The following is a 16,336-nucleotide window of genomic DNA, read 5'->3' as shown; positions in this document are numbered from 1 at the left end:
TGAAGAAGGTTGACCTCAAAATTGAAATATAGAGAAAACAAGAGAAAACATAAGCTTGTGTCCGGAATTAGGGGGCCAAACCGTATGCGCAAATAAAGAGCGCTTATGCGCAAGTAAAATGGCATAGCGCAAGTAAAAATGGGTTATCCGCAAGTGAAGAGTGCTTATGCGCAAGTAAGAGGGGGTTATCCGCAAGTGGGTGCCCTTTACCCGCAAGTAAACATAGACCAATGCGACCGATTCAAAATGGAGGGATTTTGTTGAGTAAAATCATTCACGAAAAGAATGTCCCAGCTGTTATGAGAGATGGCACCACCTTGTATGCTGAGGTTTTTCGTCCCGATGGAGAAGGAAAATATCCCGTTCTGTTACAACGAACACCTTATAATAAGGAATTTCTTCCCCTGACCACGATGGTACTGGATCCAATCGCTGCTGCCCACAAAGGATATGTCGTCATCATTCAAGATGTGCGCGGCCGCTTTGAATCAGAGGGAGCTCCTTTTTATATTTATAAAAATGAATATAACGACGGCTACGATTCGGTAGAGTGGGCTGCCTCCTTGCCATACTCGGATGGAAACGTCGGCATGTATGGCCTGTCGTATATGGGGATGACTCAATTCCAGGCAGCCAGCATGCAGCCGCCGAGCTTAAAAGCAATCTTTCCCATCACATGGGGAACAGATGTGTATATGTATCGCGGTGGTGCGCTGGAACTTGGTTTACTGGTCTCTTGGAGTATGTCGACGATTGGCCCGAATGCAGTCATAAAGGCCAAACAAGGAAAAGCGGATTTTCTCAAAGAATTTATGACGCTTCTTGATTCCATTGACCATATAGAAGAGCCTATTCGCAATTGCCGATCCGAGATAGTGAATGGCTCAAACTAGGGGAAGGCTACGCCGCGTTCGTTCACGATATTTTGAATCATGATCTAAGAGATGAATACCATCAGGAAATCAGTGTTAGGGAAAAGTCAGATAACATTGAAGTACCTATTTTTGGATTGGCTGGCTGGTATGATCTTTTATTAGGGCAGGATCTCGAGCATTATGAAAAACTAAAAGAAAAGAAGAATACTAAGCTTATGATTGGTCCATGGGCACATGCAGGGTTTGCCCCAATCGTAGGGGATCTCAATTTTGGCATGAGCACATCCAGCCTGCTGCTTGAATTGAAAACGGATTTAACAAGCCTGCAATTAAAATGGTTTGACCATTGGTTAAAGGGAATCGAAAACGGTATCACGGAAGAGCCGCCAGTCAAACTATTTGTTATGGGCGAAAATAAATGGCGCAGTGAGCAGGAATGGCCACTGAAACGAACCGTATATACACCTTACTATTTCCAAAGTAATGGCAAGGCCAATACGAAAGATGGCGATGGTACTCTATCCGCAACACCGCCGCTGGAGGAAACAAACGATAGTTATGTTTATGACCCGGCCAATCCAGTGCCAACGCTAGGCGGCAACTTGTTAATGCCGGCGAATTATCTTCGCGGACCAATCGACCAGCAGCATTTGGAAGTGCGCGATGATATTTTAGTCTATACGAGTGAGGCTTTAGAGGAAGACATTGAGGTAACTGGCCCGGTAAAAGTGGTCTTATATGCATCAAGCTCCGCGGTAGACACTGACTTTACCGCTAAACTGGTCGATGTCCATCCAGACGGGAAAGCGTTTAACTTAGCGGATGGCATTATCCGAGCCAAATACAGAGATAAAAATCAGCCGCCTTCCCTCATCACACCAAATGAAGTGTACCGCTATGAAATAGATTTACTGTCAACCAGTAATTTATTTAAAAAAGGGCACCAGATGAGAGTGGAGATTTCAAGCAGCAATTTCCCGCGTTTTGACCGGAATACGAACACGGGTGAATCTGGAATTGATAGCAGGGAGTTTATTACCGCTTCCCAAAAAGTATTTCATAGTGAAGAATATCCATCCCATATCTTGCTGCCGGTTATACCTAGGTAGGTTTGTTAATTTGATAGAAACACAGAATATTAGGTGAAAAAGCCCTCAGCTGAGGGTTTTTTCATTAAAAATAACGGGGGATATTCGAAATGGAAAGCGTAGTGTTAAAAGATGGACAGGTTTCCTTAGAGGATATCGCCGTTCCGGAAATAGGAGAATACCAAATATTAGCCAAAGTAAAGCGGGCAGGTATTTGCGGAACAGATTTAAAGCTATATACAGGAAATTATCACCGTGATCCTAAAGCGCCTCCAGTCATTATTGGCCACGAATTTATCGGAGAAGTGGTCGCAGTGGGGGAAAAGGTCACCAAAGCAGTGATAGGGGACCGGATTGTGGCCCATCCTACATACAGCAGCTGTCAAGAATGCCCAAACTGCGCAAGGGGAGAATTTAACCTTTGCAGTAAACGAAAGCGGATTGGTTTCGATTATGATGGAGTCTTTGCCCAGTTTGTAAAACTTCATGAACAGCAGGTTTATATTGTCCCTGATACGATTTCAGATGATGCGGGTGCGTTAATTGAACCGCTGTCTGTAGCAGTAAGAGGTGTGTATAAGGCTGATATTACACCAACAGTTACAGTTTTAATTATTGGACCGGGCACCATCGGACTATTTACGGCACTTGTAGCAAAACAATTTGGGGCAACAGTGTTAGTTTGTGGGACGCAAGCAGATACAGACCGCCTCGAAATCGCTTCGCAAATGGGCGTGGATACCACAGTCATGTCCGGGGATTTGCCAAGTCTGTTAAAAGAGAAAAATATGAACATTGATATCGTTTTCGAATGCTCCGGGAATGAAAACGGTGTTAATTTAGGACTTTCCGTCCTGCGTCCAAAAGGACAATTTATCCAGATAGGTACATCCTCGAAACTAACAAATGTATCTTTTATGGACATCGCTTATAAAGAATTAAAAGTGACTGGCAGTATCGCTGCCATAAAAGAGGATTGGCATACAGCCATCAAATTAATGGAAAAATTGCAGACCAAAGTCATCTTAATTGTAAAAAAATACTTGGAACTTAAGGATTTTAAAGAAGGTTTTGAGGAATGCCTAAACAATGGCAGCCCGAAAGTTTTATTTACCCCCAGAGAAACTTAAATGAAAGAGAGGCAATGATTAGATGAAAGCTGTTCTAGTAAACGAAAAAAATCATGATCTATATATCGAAGAAGTAAATGACCCGATCCTAAGCGAGGGTGACCTACTTGTAAAAGTGAAAGCAACAGCCATAAATCGGGCGGATTTACTGCAGCGAAAAGGGTTATATCCGCCACCACCTGGTGAATCAACCATTATTGGTTTGGAGATGGCAGGTGTGGTTGAAAAAGTTGGCCATGGTGTATCAGACTGGAAGGAAGGTGACCGGGTTTATGCCCTATTGCCGGGCGGCGGCTATGCAGAGAAGGTGGTCATTCCGGCAGATATGGGGATGAGAATACCGGACGAGATGACTTTTGAGGAAGCGGCAGCGATTCCGGAGGCCTTTCTGACTGCCTATTTAAACATGGTTGTATTAGGAAATTTAAAAGCAGGAGATCATGTGCTGATTCATGCCGGCGCTAGCGGTGTTGGAACAGCTGCCATCCAGATTGCAAGGGAAATAGGTGCGGTAAGTATCGTGACTGCTGGCTCTGCTGAAAAATTAGACCGCTGTGTATCTCTCGGCGCAAACTATACCGTTAATTATAAGGAAGAAGATTTTTCGGAAAAAGTCCATGAAATCACGAATGGAAAAGGTGTCCAGCTAATCATGGACTTCATCGGTGCTTCTTATTGGGAAGCAAATGTAAAGTCAATTGGGATCGATGGAAGATGGATTTTAATCGGGACCCTGGGCGGACAAGCATTGACCTCAGCGCATTTAGGCCCATTCCTTCAGAAGAGGATCCAATTTATCGGGTCAACGCTTAGGTCCAGGACCAAAGCATTTAAAATTGATTTAACCCGTCAGTTTGAAGAATTTTCGAGAGGAAAATTTAGTGCAGGAAAACTGGCTCCGATTATCGATCAAGTTTTTGATTGGAAAGATGTATCTTCAGCTCATCAGTATATGGCGGAAAATCGAAATACCGGAAAGATTGTTTTAAAGGTAGAGTGAGGAGGGGAATTGTAAATGGCCAATGTTACAGAAACACAAAAGGAAACTGAGATTTCAACCAAGGAATTAACTAATGCAGAGAGATTTGCTTTAGCATTAAAACGCCATGGTGTTAAGTTTATTTTTGGGCAAAGTAATCCACAAACGATTATGCTTGCCTGTTCCGATCTTGGAATTAAACAAATCGGATTCAGGCAGGAAAATGCTGGCTCCTATATGGCGCAAGCGTACGCGATGTGTTCTGGCACAGTAGCGGTTGTAGCGGCACAGAATGGACCCGCTGCCACATTGTTGGTTCCTGGGCTGGCAGAATGCCTAAAGGCCTCCCATCCGGTAGTGGCCCTCGTTGATGAGGTGCCGATTTCTGAGGAGGAAAAAAACTCCTTTCAGGAGCTTGATCATGTAAAGCTTTTCTCAGGTGTAGCCAAATGGGTGAAAAAAGTTCCAGCAGAAGCTAGAATCGAAGATTACGTGGACATGGCTTTTACCGCTGCAGCGAGCGGGCGGCCTGGACCTGCCATTTTGCTTATTCCAAAAGATATTTCCTTCGATACGAAGAAAAACCCTTTACAAATAGAAAGAAAGGCTTGCCTGTCTGCTTACCCTTTGGACCGGACTATTGCAGACCCGTCCCGAATCGAAGTGGCTGCTGAACTGCTCGCAAATGCAGAACGTCCATTTATTTATGCAGGCGGAGGTGTCATTTCATCGGGGGCTATCGACGAACTTCGCCAAATTCAAGAAGAATGTTCAATCCCTGTCGCGACAACGACGATGGGAAAAGGCTCAGTTGATGAAGAACATCCGTTAACCATCGGACCGATTGGTTACTACATGGGTAAAGGCGGCGCCACAAAATTCTTGAGGCCAGTGGTTGAAGAGGCCGATGTCATTTTATTGGTGGGAAATCGCACTAACCAAAATGGAACCGATTCTTGGAAACTATTTTCTAAAGATGCACGATTTATTCACATCGATATTGACCCATTGGAAATTGGCCGCAACTATGAATCTTTAAGATTAGCGGGAGATGCAAAATTAACATTAGAAGCATTGAAAAACGCCCTTTTACGCAAGAATCTCGAAAAAAGAGATAAACAGCGTCCTAGTCTGGTAGAAGCAATTGCCAAAGCAAGAAAAGCTCATACCGAGGAAGCAGAAAAAATCCAAAACACAGACCATTCGCCGATTAGAGTGGAAAGATTTTTAGCCGAACTTGAAAAACAATTAACAGATGATCATATTATTGTGGCGGATGCAAGCTTCTCGTCTGTTTGGCTGGCCAATTATATCAAGGCAAAAGGAAGTCGAAAATTTATTTTTCCACGGGGAATTGCAGGTCTTGGCTGGGGGCTTCCGATGGCAATGGGTGCAAAGGTAGCACAACCAAATCAAAAGGTCTTTTGTTTATCAGGAGATTGCGGCTTTGCTCATGTTTGGAGTGAACTGGAAACATGTAAACGGCACGGAATAGATGTGGTGCTTGCCGTCATAAACAATGAAGTTCTGGCCTATCAAAAATGGGCTGAGCAGGCCCGCTGGGGAAGAAATACATCTGCTTGTGACCTGACTGCCGTTGACCATGCCAAAGTGGCGGAAGCATGCGGCGTAAAAGGTATTAGAGTGAGTTCTCCAGAAAAAATCGAAGAAACTTTGAAGGAGGCCTTTGCAACAGAAGGATCAGTGGTTATTGATTTAAAAGCAGATCCTGCTTCTTTTCCGCCTCTTCCTTTTTTGAGCGTATTAAATAATATTTAACTAACAAATAATTCGTCCTAATTTCAAGTTTTGATCAAGAAATTAAGGAGGGGCGTGAAAGACACGCCCCGAATTTGTTTAGTTTTTGAATGATGCCTTAGTCAAGAAATGCTAGATATTTAATAAGTTCCGAACCGCATAGGCAAATCCATCTTCATCATTTGACTTAGAGACGATATCCGCTTCCTGCTGAACATATAGGGGGGCATTGGCCATTGCGACGGAAGTAGTTGCTGCTTTAAATTGGGAGATATCATTCCCACCGTCACCAAACGCAAAAATTTCATCAAACTGGATATTCATTAATTGTTGGTATCGTCGCAGTGCTTCTCCTTTATTTGCCTCAATAGAGGTAATTTCGACTACGTGAACGTAAGAAGAGGCCATGGAGACTGCAAATTTCCCCTCGATTGCTTGTTTGACTTGGTCAATTTTTTCAAGTTGGTTCCCGGGTGCGACGACCATAATCTTGTAAATTTTAATATCATCCTTATCTAGAATTTGATCGTAATCATAATGATGGAAAATCTTCACGATTTCTTCAGGATCTTTTTCTTGAAGCGCTGGATATCGACATGGAAAACCACCTTTATTGGTATAGACCATAATCCACATTCCAATTTCTTTTAAAATTTGCATCAGCTCTTTATAGATGGAAACCGATAAAGATGCTTCGTATAGGACATCTCTTGTTTCAGAGTATAGAACAGTCCCATTAATAGTAAAAATGGGAGCTGCTATTTTTTGCACATGCTCATATTTAATCACATCATCAAAAGCTCGGCCTGTGTTAAAAATAATCTGATGTCCCTGTTCCCGTAATTCCTTTAGTACCTTGAAACTTTCATCTGATATTTCATGTTTTGAGTTTAATAACGTTCCATCCAGATCAATCGAAAAACATTTCATTTGATATTTCCTCTCTTTTTTTATGGTTACTATGTTCAATATACCATTTATATAAAACAATTTTTAAAAAAGCAAACATATAAGTGTTGGAAAGTCGCTATTCCCACATTTTATAAAAAAATATAAAAAGAGAGGTGACCGGTATGTCAATTCTATCTGGCATTCGGGTTTTAGATTTTACTCATTACATTTCGGGACCTTACGGCAGTCAAATCCTTAGTGACCACGGTGCTGAAGTAATCAAAATAGAACGGATTGAGGGGGAAGTAGGAAGAATGGCTGGTCCTTTCCATGAGGATACAAGCCTGTATTTCGCTGCCCAGAACCGAAATAAACGAGGACTTTCTATCAATTTAAAATCCGAAGAAGGCAGAGAAATCATTCATAGGCTTGTAGAAACAGCGGACCTTCTCATTACGAATTATGGTGCTGGGGTGCCTGAGCGTTTAGGAATAGACTATCAAACTATTTCGGAAATTAACCCCAAAATAAGCATGGTCCATATTACAGGTTTTGGCTTAACAGGGCCTTATCGAGAATATGGAGCATACGATGGAACCATTCAAGCTATGAGTGGATTAGCAGGGCTTACCGGACATTTAGACGGACCTCCTACCAACGTCGGTTTTTATATTGCCGATCATCTTTCCGGTTTACAAGCGGCTATGGGTGCGATGCTGGCATTATTGCACAAAGAACGAACCGGGAGAGGAAAATATGTTGATGTAAGCATGCTTGATGGAATGATATCCTTGCTTGGTTACCATTTTTCTGAAGTTATGTTAAAGGGAATAGAGCCTCGGCGAATCGGCAATCGTGACCCTCTTGCCTTTTGTAATACGTATCCGACAAAGGATGGTTATATATTTATTGCACCCGCTGCTCAGCATATGTGGGAAAAGCTTTGCAGAATCATAGGTAAAAATGAATGGCTGAATAGCGATTCTCCCTTTAATAGCAAGGAGGGACGAATGGAGAATCGGGATGTATTGGAAAAGATGGTTTCAGAGTGGACCATCCAGTATACAAAAGAGGAAGTTTTTCAGCTTCTTCAAAACGCTGGAATTGCGTGCGGCCCGGTTAACACATTAATGGACATCATTAACAATCCGCAAATAAAGGATAGGAATATGGTTCGAAAAATGAATATGGGTGAACAAGGGGACGCAGTATTTGTTACTGGAGTTCCTATTAAAATCAATGATACCAATGCTCAGAATTTTTCACCTCCACCAGAAATAGGCGAACATTCCGTTGAAATATTGGCGGAATTAGGTTATTCCATGGAGGAAATAGAAAGATATTTGACGCTTAGAGTTGTTAGCACTTCTGAAGAATAGATTGCTAGAATACAATTTGTCGACTAGTGAAAAGTTTAAGAACACTATTAACAAACCAGGAAATACCCTGGCTTTGCAATTATTGTCTGAAAATTATAAACTATCAATAAAGTGGAAATAGAAAGTTGGTAGATGATGGAACGTATTGAATTGATAGAGTATGACCAGGCAAGTCCCGAAGTCAAGGAGTCTTTAGATTTCATTCAGGATGCGTCCGGGGGACACGTAATGAATGTTTTCAAGGTGCTGGCCAATCAGCCTAAGGTATTGGAAGGAGTTTCGGATCTTATCTTTGGTGTGTACCGGTCCGGTGAGGTAGATATTCAGCTGACTGAACTTGCTTATCTTTATACCTCCACATTATACAAGTGTCATTACTGAGTACCGACCCATATTATGCTCGGTCGGGGCATTGGACTATCTAAAGATAAAGTGGATCACCTCCGTCACTGGAGGGAAAGTACTGTTTATACCGATATAGAACGGCTTGTACTTGAATATACGGAGAGGCTGGCTACGGAGGTTCGAATTGAGGATGAATTATATGACAGACTCAGAGAACACTTTACCCCAAGGCAAATACTCGTCCTTTGTACTACTGTTGGGGTAGCAGGGATGATCAATCGGATTCATGGTACCTTCAAAACGGAATTAGAAGAATTCACTTCATCAAGACCAAGAGTACAAGAGAGTTTGGATAAATTGCTAGAAAAATAAAGAAGGAGACTAGGCTATGACATTAGTAAATACTGTAACTGGACCAGTTGAGTCTTCTGAACTTGGGGTTACGCTGATTCATGAACATATGCGTGTCCGCTCAGAAGCTGTCTTTGTACAATTTCCCCATTTATATGACGAGGAAAAGGAATTTGCCAAAGCGGTAGAGCAGGTAAATAAAGTGAAGGAACTTGGTGTTAAAACCATTTGTGACCCAACGGTGATGGAACTTGGCCGGGATATCCGCTTTATTGAGAGAGTGGCCCGTGAAACGGGTGTGCAAATTATCGCTGCTACTGGTATTTATTCTTACCATTACATCCCGCCTCACTTCCAAAATCGCAGCATTGACTATATGGCGGAATTATTTGTCAGAGACATCGAGGTCGGCATTCAAAACACATCCATCAAGGCTGGCTTTTTAAAATGTGCCACCGATGCACAAGGGGTTACCAGGGATGTTGAAAAAGTGATCCGTGCTGCAGCGCGGGCCCATAAAATGACCGGTGTACCGATTATGACTCATTCCCACCCGGCGAGCGGAACGGGCCTAAAACAGCTTGATATTTTACAAGAAGAGGGTGTGGATCCAAAACGGGTATTAATTGGGCATACTGGGGATACCGACAATCAGGAGTACATCCTGCAGGTACTGGAGCGGGGACCATTTATTGGCATGGATCGATACGGAATAACTAGAGTATGTTCAAACGAATCCCGAAACGATACCGTGATTGCGTTGGCCAAACTAGGGTATGCAGACCGCATGTTCCTATCACAGGATTATTGCTGTTCCTATGATTGGTATCCCGATGGAACATCTGCAAAAACATTTCCGAAGTGGAGCATGAGTTTTGTGTTAGAAGAAGTGATTCCAGAATTGAAGAAAAACGGTGTAACGGAAGAGCAGGTTACCAATATGATGGTTGATAACGCTCGCCGTTGGTTTGAGGGAAATTAGGAAACTTGCAAAATAGTATAAACAAGGAGATGAATGGTACATGGTTAAGCAAATTCGAATTGGAAAGACAGATTTATATGTGAATCCTATTGGTTTAGGTACCAATGCGGTTGGCGGACATAATCTATTTCCCAACCTGGATGAGGAAGCAGGAAGGGATTTAGTACGGGTAGGATTGGAACAGGGAATTAACTTTTTGGATACTGCGTTTATCTATGGTCCAAAGCGTTCTGAAGAAATCGTCGGGGAAGTGGTCAAGGAAAGGGGAAATCGTTCAGAGATTGTGATTGCCACAAAAGCCGCCCATAAATTTGTTGGGGGTGAAGTGATGCTCGATAATTCCCCAAGCTTTTTAAAGCGGGCAGTAGAGGAGAGCCTAACGCGCCTGCAAACGGATTACATAGATTTATTTTATATTCATTTCCCTGATCAAGATACACCTAAGGATGAAGCGGTCGGGGCCTTGAAGCAGCTAAAAGATGAGGGGAAGATCAGGGCGATTGGGGTCTCTAATTTTTCCCTCGAGCAGTTAAAGGAAGCGAATAAAGACGGCTATGTCGACGTCTATCAAGGGGGCTATAACTTATTAAGCAGAGAAGCAGAGAAAGAATTATTCCCATACACGATTGAACATGATATTTCTTTTGTTCCTTTCTACCCGCTTGCCTCCGGGTTTTTGACGGGAAAATATAATATTAATACAGTGATTAGTGAAAAGAATCAAAAACGGCCGCAATTCCAGAAAGAAGTGTATGAGCAAAACTTAGCTAAAATTGAGAAGGTAAGGGAAATTGCCGATGCAAAAGGGGCAGAGGTTGCTCATGTGGTACTTGCCTGGTATTTAACACGTGAAGGAATCGATGTGATTATTCCAGGTGCCAAAAATGCAGACCAAGTGCTTCATAATTTAAAAACGCTAGATGTGGAGCTTTCACCACAAGAGATTCAAAGCATTGACCAGATATTCCAATTATAAATCAGAAAAAGGACCCTTTGGAAACTTAATTCCGATGGGTCCTTCAATTTTTAAAAGCTTAAATTCTTACTACGAATCTCCCTTTTGCCTGTCCTTTCAAAATGATAGGCAGGGTTTCAGGCAGGTCGTCTAGCGAAATTTCAACTGCAATGGAATCCAATAGCGTGGACGGCTTTAAGTCTGTGGCCATTCGATCCCACAGCTTTTTGCGTACTTCCATTGGGCAATAGACCGAATCGATCCCCAGCAGGTTTACACCACGCAGAATAAAAGGAAAGACGCTAGTCGGAACGTTTCCTCCTCCAGTTAATCCACTTACAGCTACTGATCCACCATAATGAATTTTACTTAAAATTGCTGCAAGGGATTCGCCGCCGACCGGATCAACCGCACCAGCCCAAAGTTGTTTATCCAATGCCTTATTTTTTCCATTATAAACCTCATCCCTTGAGATAACTTCAGCCGCCCCCAGCTTATGTAAAAAATCATGCTCTGTAGCTTTACCAGTGCTCGCAACAACCTCATATCCCCGTTTGGCCAGCATCGATACAGCGATACTTCCGACACCGCCGGTTGCTCCAGTTACCAAAACCTTTCCCTTTGCAGGGGTAACACCGTTTTCTTCTAACCTTTGTACAGAAAGGGCAGCAGTAAATCCAGCAGTTCCTAGAACCATCGCTTCTTTCAGCGAAAGATTCTCCGGAAGCGGAACAACCCAATCGCCAGGAATCCGTGCATATTCACTGAAGCCTCCATAATGGGATACCCCAATCTCATAGCTTGTCGCGATAACTTTATCACCTTCTTGGAAGCGTGGGTCCTGAGACGAGACAACAACTCCCGCTAAATCAATACCTGGGATAAACGGATATGACCTGACTATTTTGCCATCTGCGATGCTGGCGAGTCCATCCTTATAATTTATGCTGGAATAAGCAACCTTGATTAGTACTTCCGCTTCAGGAAGGATGTCAAAAGAAACTTCTTTAACCTCAACTGAAAAATCGGTCTCCGTCTTATCAACCACTAATGCTTTAAACAATTCACTCAAATTTTTTCCCCTCCCACTTTTTTACTATTGAAGCCATTTTACAAGGAAAAGCCTTTTTTGTAAAACAAATTCAGATTTATCAAAAAATTAATTAAAAAGAAATAGGAAAAAGGAAGCGTACTTATTGAGGAAAATGTTGAATAGTATAGAACTGCATTCAACTTGTTTTTAAATTAGGAAAGAGGTGGCGCATTGCAGACGATTAGCCTAAAAAGGATGTTGTTAATGGCATCCATGTATGTACTAATTTTCCTACTAATCATTCCCGCTTCTTATGTTGCCGCAAACGGTCAAGGGAATGGAAATGAAAACGGGAACAATAACGGGGGACAACAGGAAGGGAATAACGGCAATCCTAATAACGGGAACTTGGGCGACCAGGATCAAAAGGGTAATAAGAGTACAGAAATTCATTTTCATTTAAAAAATGACTGTAAGGAAAACGTAGTAGAGGTTTATGTCCTTTGGAAAGGCGTTTGGACTAAGATGGAAGCACCAGGGAATTCCCCGAATTTTAAATTAAAAGATAATGCTGAATACGTAACGGATGATATCACTGCCTTCAAGCTGATTATAAAGGACAGGGAACCGGTTATCATTCCTGTAAGCGACGTAAGAGTCGGTGTCGAAGCAAACGGTACCATCAATTATTGGCAGGAAAAATGTTATCCTCCACCACCACCACCTCCGCCAGGTGACGATGACGATGATCATGGCAATCCAGGGGATAATCCGGGAGATAAGCCAGGCGACAATCCGGGAGATAAGCCGGGAGACAATCCAGGAGATAAACCAGGAAATTCAGAAAATCCAAATCAACCAGGGCCAAATCCGGGAGGTACGGATAATAATACCCCGCCTCCACAAAATCAAGGAAATCAGAATCCTCCGGCACAAGAAACTATAAAACAAACCACAACAACTGGGGTTCTTCCAAAAACAGGAGAGTCAAGCCCATTTGGCTATTATTTACTCGGACTACTCGTTACCGCTTCCGGTGTGTATTTATTAAGACGGAAAAAGCTAAACAACTAGAATCATAGCTTTGAGGGAGATTAATATCTCTCTCAATTTTTTTATTGAGGTGTATATATGAAAAAGTTAACTGCTGTCCTTTTAATTCTTTTAGGCATTATGATTATGTTTTATCCAAAAATTACAGAGGTTTTTCATAACCATGAACAAAATTTACTGTTAAAGAAATGGGATGAAAAAAAACAAGGAAACAAAACCTCTCTGGAAAATAATTATCAACGTCTAAATAAGGCATTTGATGAAAGCCTGGAAAAGGAGCCTATTCCTGAGCGTGGAACAATTCAGGAGCCTGCCCTGATAAATAAAAATTTCGAAATGGACGGCATGACCGGTATTATAAAAATACCAAAGATAGACCTAACTCTGCCCATATTAGAAGGGGCAAGTCAAGCCAATTTAAAAATTGGTGCTAGCCATTTGGATGGTACGGCCCTTCCCGGTGAAATCGGTAACGCCGCCATTGCAGCCCATCGCAGCCGATCGTATGGAAGAATGTTTAACCGCTTGAATGAACTAAAGCCTGGCGATGAAATTGTGGTGGAGGACAAAAAACAAGCCTATACCTACGATATTTACAATGTTTTAATTGTGGAACCTGATGATTTATCTGTTTTAAATCCCAATGGTCAAGACCGGATCTTGACATTGATCACCTGCGACCCTATCACCACAGGAACTCACCGTCTAATTATCCACGCCAAATTAAAAGGGGCCTGATTCTTTTTTGTGCTATTCAGGCCTCATTTTTCATTTTGCCCCCTTTTTAGTGGGCTTTTTGTATGGTAGAATTTAGGCATTTATACAAGATGGATGTGGTGTAATAAAATGGATATGAAATCTAAATGGAACGCCAAATACAAAGATCGCCTGAATGAGTTAAAGGAGCCTGATCCCAATCCCAGATTGAAAGATCTTTCAGTACATCTTCACGGTGGGAATGCCCTTGACCTTGCCTGCGGTCTAGGTGGAAACAGTATTTTTCTTGCCCAATTAAACTATCATGTAGAGGCTCTTGATATATCAAAGATTGCCATCAACTTTCTTCAGGAACAAGCTGTTAAACAGCAACTTAATATTAATCCGCGAGTCTGTGATTTAACGGATGTCACGCAGCTTAAGATGGCGCTCAGTGCAACAGACCTTATTGTGATTACCTACTACCTAGACCGATCCCTCTTTCCGTTTGTCAAAAGCATGGTAAAAAGGAACGGATTTTTCTTTATGGAAACCTATTTTCAGTCACCCAAGACAGCATACCAAACGATATCCAATCAATATAAATTGAAGCCAAAAGAGCTTTTAAACGAATTCAGTGAATGGAAAGTGCACTTTTTTGAAGAGAACGACCAAGAAGGACGGCAAACGGTATTTTGTCAAAAGGTTTAGCTATTTAAAAAATATAAGGGAGGTGAAAAGGTGATTGACCCAAAAGTTGACGATAACGCCAAAGTTTTAGAAATTCCAGTGGGTGGAATACATCTTTACATCGATTCGCCTGAAAGGCAAAAAAGGTTATATAAGCGGACTTTGGGGGTAGCGGTCATTTCCCAGATGCTCGGTGGGGCAGGACTTGCTGCTGGTGTAACGGTTGGGGCACTGCTAGCCAAAAATATGCTGGGAACCGACCGGTTTGCCGGACTGCCAGTTGCATTGTTGACTCTTGGTTCCGCAGGTGCAGCACTTCTGATAGGAAGACTGTCGCAGCGATACGGCCGCCGTTTTGGACTGGCAGCGGGTTTTTTGGCCGGGGGGATCGGCGCGATTGGAGTGGTGACGGCAGCTGTCATCAATTCTATTATTCTGCTGTTTGCATCACTATTAATCTATGGTGCCGGAACCGCAGCTAACCTGCAAACACGTTATGCAGGTACCGATCTCGCTAGTCCTTCACAGCGGGCAACCGCGATTAGTATCACCATGTTAGCGACGACTTTCGGAGCTGTTGCCGGGCCGAACCTTATTGATGTAATGGGCAGGTTCGCTTTGTCAGTGGGCGTCCCTGCTTTGGCTGGGCCGTTTATTTTAGGGGCAGCTGCGTTCATTCTGGCCGGTTCCGTGTTGTTGTTGTTCCTGCACCCAGATCCTCTCAAGATTGCGAAGCTATTGTCGGAAGTTAATAGCAGCAATGGAGATTCTTCTTCAAAACTACCCATCGGTGCATCACTCAAGAAGAAGCGCGAACTCGTAGTCGGTGCTGCCCTGATGGTCCTAACACAGTTAGTGATGGTTGCCATCATGACCATGACACCTGTCCATATGAGAAACCATGGACATGATCTGAGTGATATCGGATTAATTATCAGTATTCATATTGGCGCCATGTACCTTCCATCTCTGGGGACTGGGATACTTGCTGATAAAATTGGCCGCACGGCAATGTCCATTGTTGCAGGTGCTACTTTGCTTACGGCAGGTGTCCTTGCTGCTTTTGCACCATCCGATTCAATGCTAGTCCTTATGATTGCACTTGCACTTCTAGGGCTTGGCTGGAACTTCGGGTTGATTAGCGGTACGGCGCTTATTGTCGATGCAACGGATGTGTCCACGCGCGCTAAGACACAGGGGACCTTAGATGTTTTGGTTGCTCTTGCCGGTGCTTCTGGCGGGGTTCTTTCTGGGATGGTAGTTGCGCAGACAAGTTACACGATACTTTCACTAGTAGGGGGGATTCTATCTTTGCTGCTTATCCCTGTTGTCGTTTGGTCCAGGAGTAAACAACCGAATGAATAGCATAAAAGTTCCAGGCCAATATTGGCTTGGAATTTTTTCGTGTATGGAAAATTTTCATGAATAGCCCAGACACCACAATACTTCTTTAACATGACCGGTAACTAATGAATACAATGATTGACATAAAGTTCTAATACTGATGCCCAATGGGGGGATAACGTTGAAGATTGAGTACAATCATGCCTTTGGTTTGCCAAGAAATTTAGTATGGAAGTGGATGAAAGATGAAACGGTTCTAAAAAACTCGATTCCAAACTGCAAGTCGTTTGTTGAAACTTCAAGTGGTGTCTACCGAGGCGAAATTGATATCCGGATTGGTCCAATCAACGATGTATTTGCGATCGACATAAGACGTATAGAAGAGAAAAACCCATCATTTTATCGCCTGAAAATAAACGGAACTAGCAAACTTGGAAATATTCAGGCGCAGTCTGATTTATTTCTAAGAGATTGGCAAGGGGCTTGCAAATTAACTATTAAAGCTGATGTTGTGATAACAGGGACTATGGAAGTGACTCCTGATCGGTTACTAAATGGAGCAGCAATCAAGGTAATCGAAAACCTATTCCAAAACCTGGAAAAGGAAATTAAAAAGGCTGTCTATCAGTCCAGAAAGAAATTTCGTACTTGAGACCTAAAGCTGGATGTTTTCTTATTGAAATAATATAAAGTGGAAGAAAAAGGTTTCTTAGATTCAGAAAATACTCTTATATTGACCGTTATTAGAATATTCTATATTTTTGTTGTATTTCAGTGTACTTTTTCT

17 protein-coding genes are annotated in these 16,336 nt (G+C 42.5%); 15 read left to right on the top strand and 2 right to left on the bottom strand.

Features of this window, described 5'->3' with window-relative positions; translation table 11 throughout:
• Window positions 1-260: 260 nt before the first annotated feature.
• From ACFPA1_RS07045 to ACFPA1_RS07025, 5 genes are all read left to right on the top strand, one after another.
• On the top strand, window positions 261-893 hold the full coding sequence (locus ACFPA1_RS07045; RefSeq protein WP_378581843.1) for a CocE/NonD family hydrolase: 633 nt from the start codon (window positions 261-263) through the stop codon (window positions 891-893).
• Window positions 860-1,984 carry a CocE/NonD family hydrolase gene (locus ACFPA1_RS07040; RefSeq protein WP_378581842.1) on the top strand — a complete coding sequence of 375 codons (1,125 nt, stop codon included), beginning with the start codon at window positions 860-862 and terminating at the stop codon, window positions 1,982-1,984. Before ACFPA1_RS07045 ends, ACFPA1_RS07040 begins: the two co-directional genes overlap by 34 nt.
• 89 nt (window positions 1,985-2,073) lie before the next feature.
• Complete coding sequence (locus ACFPA1_RS07035; RefSeq protein WP_378581841.1) at window positions 2,074-3,093, top strand: zinc-dependent alcohol dehydrogenase; 1,020 nt, start codon at window positions 2,074-2,076, stop codon at window positions 3,091-3,093.
• Window positions 3,094-3,115: 22 nt separating this feature from the next.
• The gene (locus ACFPA1_RS07030) at window positions 3,116-4,093 is read left to right on the top strand and encodes an NAD(P)H-quinone oxidoreductase (protein ID WP_378581840.1); all 978 of its coding nucleotides are present in this window, start codon (window positions 3,116-3,118) and stop codon (window positions 4,091-4,093) included.
• Between the two features lie 15 nt (window positions 4,094-4,108).
• On the top strand, window positions 4,109-5,851 hold the full coding sequence (locus tag ACFPA1_RS07025) for an acetolactate synthase catalytic subunit (RefSeq protein ID WP_378581839.1): 1,743 nt from the start codon (window positions 4,109-4,111) through the stop codon (window positions 5,849-5,851).
• Window positions 5,852-5,962: 111 nt separating this feature from the next.
• Here the strand turns inward: ACFPA1_RS07025 and ACFPA1_RS07020 are convergent, their stop codons facing one another.
• A complete protein-coding gene (locus ACFPA1_RS07020; RefSeq protein ID WP_213139900.1) occupies window positions 5,963-6,760 on the bottom strand; it encodes an HAD family hydrolase in 798 nt (265 codons plus the stop codon).
• A gap of 143 nt (window positions 6,761-6,903) precedes the next feature.
• Here ACFPA1_RS07020 and ACFPA1_RS07015 point away from each other — a divergent pair, with 143 nt between their 5' ends.
• The 5 genes from ACFPA1_RS07015 to ACFPA1_RS06995 all read left to right on the top strand — a co-directional run bounded on the left by ACFPA1_RS07015 (window position 6,904) and on the right by ACFPA1_RS06995 (window position 10,754).
• On the top strand, window positions 6,904-8,100 hold the full coding sequence (locus ACFPA1_RS07015) for a CaiB/BaiF CoA transferase family protein (protein WP_213139901.1): 1,197 nt from the start codon (window positions 6,904-6,906) through the stop codon (window positions 8,098-8,100).
• 132 nt (window positions 8,101-8,232) lie between these two features.
• The gene (locus ACFPA1_RS07010) at window positions 8,233-8,481 is read left to right on the top strand and encodes a hypothetical protein (RefSeq protein ID WP_213139902.1); all 249 of its coding nucleotides are present in this window, start codon (window positions 8,233-8,235) and stop codon (window positions 8,479-8,481) included.
• Between the two features lie 15 nt (window positions 8,482-8,496).
• Window positions 8,497-8,817, top strand: a complete 321-nt coding sequence (locus ACFPA1_RS07005) for a carboxymuconolactone decarboxylase family protein (protein WP_378581838.1) — start codon at window positions 8,497-8,499, stop codon at window positions 8,815-8,817.
• 16 nt (window positions 8,818-8,833) lie between these two features.
• Window positions 8,834-9,778: a phosphotriesterase family protein gene (locus tag ACFPA1_RS07000; protein WP_213139903.1), complete on the top strand. Its 945-nt coding sequence runs from the start codon at window positions 8,834-8,836 to the stop codon at window positions 9,776-9,778.
• Window positions 9,779-9,818: 40 nt separating this feature from the next.
• On the top strand, window positions 9,819-10,754 hold the full coding sequence (locus ACFPA1_RS06995; RefSeq protein WP_378581837.1) for an aldo/keto reductase: 936 nt from the start codon (window positions 9,819-9,821) through the stop codon (window positions 10,752-10,754).
• Between the two features lie 58 nt (window positions 10,755-10,812).
• On the opposite strand, the gene ACFPA1_RS06990 is transcribed toward ACFPA1_RS06995, so the two are convergent.
• On the bottom strand, window positions 10,813-11,805 hold the full coding sequence (locus ACFPA1_RS06990) for an NADPH:quinone oxidoreductase family protein (RefSeq protein ID WP_213139905.1): 993 nt from the start codon (window positions 11,803-11,805) through the stop codon (window positions 10,813-10,815).
• Between the two features lie 192 nt (window positions 11,806-11,997).
• On the opposite strand from ACFPA1_RS06990, the gene ACFPA1_RS06985 reads away from it, so the two are divergent.
• The 5 genes from ACFPA1_RS06985 to ACFPA1_RS06965 all read left to right on the top strand — a co-directional run bounded on the left by ACFPA1_RS06985 (window position 11,998) and on the right by ACFPA1_RS06965 (window position 16,201).
• Window positions 11,998-12,840 (top strand): LPXTG cell wall anchor domain-containing protein, encoded by an 843-nt coding sequence (locus tag ACFPA1_RS06985; RefSeq protein WP_378581836.1) that lies wholly within the window; start codon window positions 11,998-12,000, stop codon window positions 12,838-12,840.
• 57 nt (window positions 12,841-12,897) lie between these two features.
• Window positions 12,898-13,557, top strand: a complete 660-nt coding sequence (locus ACFPA1_RS06980) for a class D sortase (RefSeq protein ID WP_378581835.1) — start codon at window positions 12,898-12,900, stop codon at window positions 13,555-13,557.
• A gap of 108 nt (window positions 13,558-13,665) precedes the next feature.
• Complete coding sequence (locus tag ACFPA1_RS06975) at window positions 13,666-14,226, top strand: class I SAM-dependent methyltransferase (protein ID WP_378581834.1); 561 nt, start codon at window positions 13,666-13,668, stop codon at window positions 14,224-14,226.
• Window positions 14,227-14,298: 72 nt separating this feature from the next.
• Window positions 14,299-15,570, top strand: a complete 1,272-nt coding sequence (locus ACFPA1_RS06970) for an MFS transporter (RefSeq protein WP_378581865.1) — start codon at window positions 14,299-14,301, stop codon at window positions 15,568-15,570.
• A gap of 160 nt (window positions 15,571-15,730) precedes the next feature.
• The gene (locus tag ACFPA1_RS06965) at window positions 15,731-16,201 is read left to right on the top strand and encodes a CoxG family protein (protein WP_213139910.1); all 471 of its coding nucleotides are present in this window, start codon (window positions 15,731-15,733) and stop codon (window positions 16,199-16,201) included.
• The last annotated feature ends 135 nt before the right edge of the window (window positions 16,202-16,336 follow it).

The sequence above is a fragment of the Neobacillus sp. GCM10023253 genome (assembly GCF_042653105.1).
In the GTDB taxonomy this organism is placed as follows: domain Bacteria; phylum Bacillota; class Bacilli; order Bacillales; family Cytobacillaceae; genus Neobacillus; species Neobacillus citreus.
The sequence above is the reverse complement of the archived record's forward strand: the minus strand, read 5'-3'. Positions and strand labels throughout refer to the sequence as shown.

Bases quoted from the DNA above. Each gene is read 5' to 3' on its own strand.
- ACFPA1_RS07000 (WP_213139903.1), top strand. From the start codon at position 8,834: ATGACATTAGTAAATACTGTAACTGGACCAGTTGAGTCTTCTGAACTT.
- ACFPA1_RS07025 (WP_378581839.1), top strand. From the start codon at position 4,109: ATGGCCAATGTTACAGAAACACAAAAGGAAACTGAGATTTCAACCAAG.
- ACFPA1_RS06995 (WP_378581837.1), top strand. From the start codon at position 9,819: ATGGTTAAGCAAATTCGAATTGGAAAGACAGATTTATATGTGAATCCT.
- ACFPA1_RS07020 (WP_213139900.1), bottom strand. From the start codon at position 6,760: ATGAAATGTTTTTCGATTGATCTGGATGGAACGTTATTAAACTCAAAA.
- ACFPA1_RS07030 (WP_378581840.1), top strand. From the start codon at position 3,116: ATGAAAGCTGTTCTAGTAAACGAAAAAAATCATGATCTATATATCGAA.
- ACFPA1_RS06975 (WP_378581834.1), top strand. From the start codon at position 13,666: ATGGATATGAAATCTAAATGGAACGCCAAATACAAAGATCGCCTGAAT.
- ACFPA1_RS07010 (WP_213139902.1), top strand. From the start codon at position 8,233: ATGATGGAACGTATTGAATTGATAGAGTATGACCAGGCAAGTCCCGAA.
- ACFPA1_RS07005 (WP_378581838.1), top strand. From the start codon at position 8,497: ATGCTCGGTCGGGGCATTGGACTATCTAAAGATAAAGTGGATCACCTC.
- ACFPA1_RS07035 (WP_378581841.1), top strand. From the start codon at position 2,074: ATGGAAAGCGTAGTGTTAAAAGATGGACAGGTTTCCTTAGAGGATATC.
- ACFPA1_RS06980 (WP_378581835.1), top strand. From the start codon at position 12,898: ATGAAAAAGTTAACTGCTGTCCTTTTAATTCTTTTAGGCATTATGATT.
- ACFPA1_RS07015 (WP_213139901.1), top strand. From the start codon at position 6,904: ATGTCAATTCTATCTGGCATTCGGGTTTTAGATTTTACTCATTACATT.